This is a genomic window from Pseudomonas sp. FG98 (assembly GCF_057808595.1).
Genome location: NZ_JBMDIJ010000174.1, coordinates 1 through 2436 on the forward strand (window position 1 = coordinate 1; position 2436 = coordinate 2436).

The window sequence follows — 2436 nt, forward strand, 5'->3', positions numbered from 1 at the left end:
AACCTTCACTCAGGCCCTTGCCGATGGTGATGGTTTCGCCGTTGCTCAGCGAGATTTTCATCTCGGTGCCAGTCGGGTTGGTCACGCGAGCGGTGTAGGTGATCTCGCCGCCTTCCTGGACGGTACCGCTGGCCGACAAGGTCAGGCCGGTGGTGTCCAGACGAGCCGGGTCGTCGGTCACGACGGTGGTCGGAGTACCGGCGGTTTCCAGGTGTTCGTAGTTGCCACCGGTGACGCCGGTGATGCTGTTGGACAGCGGCGTGTTGGTGTTCAGCACGTTGTTCGGGGCGATGAAGTCCACCGAGCCGCTGCTGGAGTTCACTGGGATGGTGATCGACTGCCCGTTGGCCAGACTGATGACCAGTGGGGTGCCGGTGACAGGGGAAGTAACCGAAGCGACGTAAGTGACCATGCCACCTTCAACAGCCGAAGCCGTCGCGGTCAGAGTCACCGTGCTGGTGTCGATGCTGTCAGTAACTGCGGTAACCGCAGCGGTTGGGCTGACTTCCAGATGTTCGAAGTCCCCACCGGTGGTGCCCGTGATGGTCACGCTGACGTTGCCGCCGTCGACGTAAACAGTGTTCTGCGGAGCCGGGAAGGTAATCGAACCCTCGGTCTGGCCCTTGCCGATGGTGATGGTTTCGCCGTTGCTGAGCGAAATCTTCATCTCGGTGCCAGTCGGGTTGGTCACACGAGCGGTATAGGTGATCTCGCCGCCTTCCTGGACGGTGCCGGAAGCCGACAGGGTCAGGCCGGTGGTGTCCAAGCGAGCTGGGTCGTCGGTGACGACGGTGGTCGGCGTGCCAGCAGTTTCCAGATGTTCGTAGTTGCCACCCGTCACACCCGTGATGCTGTTGGACAGCGGGGTGTTGGTGTTCAGCACGTTGTTCGGGGCGATGAAGTCGACCGATCCGGAGCTGGAGTTCACCGGGATGGTGATCGACTGGCCGTTGGCCAGACTGATGACCAACGGAGTACCGGTGACCGGAGAGGTAACCGAGGCGACGTAGGTGACGACACCACCCTCTGTTGCGCTTGCGGTGGCCGTCAGGGTGACAGTCGAGGTGTCGATACTGTCAGTGACAGCAGTCACGGCTGCAGTCGGGCTGACCTCCAGGTGCTCGAAGTCGCCGCCAGTGGTACCGGTGATGGTCACACTGACGTTTCCACCATCGACATAGACGGTGTTCTGCGGTGCCGGGAAGGTAATCGAACCTTCGCTCAGGCCCTTGCCGATGGTGATGGTCTCGCCGTTGCTCAGCGAGATCTTCATCTCGGTGCCGGTCGGGTTGGTCAGGCGAGCGGTATAGGTGATCTCGCCGCCTTCCTGGACGGTGCCGCTGGCCGACAGGGTCAGGCCGGTGGTGTCCAGACGAGCTGGATCGTCGGTCACGACGGTGGTCGGGGTGCCGGCGGTTTCCAGATGTTCGAAATTGCCGCCGGTGACGCCAGTGATGCTGTTGGTCAACGGCGTGTTGGTGTTCAGCACGTTGTTCGGTGCGATGAAGTCGACCGAGCCACTCGAAGAATTGACCGGAATGGTGATGCTTTGGCCGTTAGCCAGGCTGATGACCAGTGGGGTGCCGGTTACAGGGGAAGTCACCGAAGCGACGTAGGTCACCACGCCGCCTTCAACTGCACTTGCGGTGGCAGTCAGAGTGACGGTCGAGGTATCAATCGAGTCCGTTACGGCCGTGACAGCAGCAGTCGGGCTCACCTCTAGGTGCTCGAAGTCACCACCGGTAGTACCGGTGATGGTCACGCTGACATTGCCACCATCGACATAGACGGTGTTAGCAGGCGCTGGGAAGGTGATCGAACCTTCACTCAGGCCCTTGCCGATGGTGATGGTTTCGCCGTTGCTCAGCGAGATCTTCATCTCGGTGCCAGTTGGATTGGTCAGGCGGGCGGTGTAGGTGATTTCACCGCCTTCCTGGACGGTGCCGCTGGCCGACAGGGTCAGGCCGGTGGTGTCCAGACGAGCTGGATCGTCGGTCACGACGGTGGTCGGGGTGCCGGCGGTTTCCAGATGTTCGTAATTGCCGCCAGTGACGCCGGTGATGCTGTTGGTGAGCGGCGTGTTGGTGTTCAGCACGTTGTTCGGGGCGATGAAGTCCACCGAACCGCTCGAAGCATTGACCGGGATGGTGATCGACTGGCCGTTGGCCAGGCTGATGACCAGCGGAACGCCGGTGACCGGGGAGGTGACCGAAGCGACGTAGGTCACTACACCGCCTTCAACAGCGCTCGCGGTGGCTGTCAGGGTCACTGTACTGGTATCGATCGAATCCGTTACAGCAGTGACTGCCGCAGTCGGGCTGACTTCCAGGTGCTCGAAATCACCACCGGTGGTTCCGGTGATGGTGACGCTGACGTTGCCGCCATCGACATAGACGGTGTTAGCAGGCGCTGGGAAGGTGATCGAACCTTCACTCA

Annotated in this window: 1 protein-coding gene; it reads right to left on the reverse strand. The window is 61.3% G+C overall.

What is annotated here, in order from left to right; genetic code table 11:
* On the reverse strand, positions 1-2436 hold a 2436-nt coding region (locus ACODSK_RS32570; protein WP_489022262.1), incomplete at both ends, for an immunoglobulin-like domain-containing protein.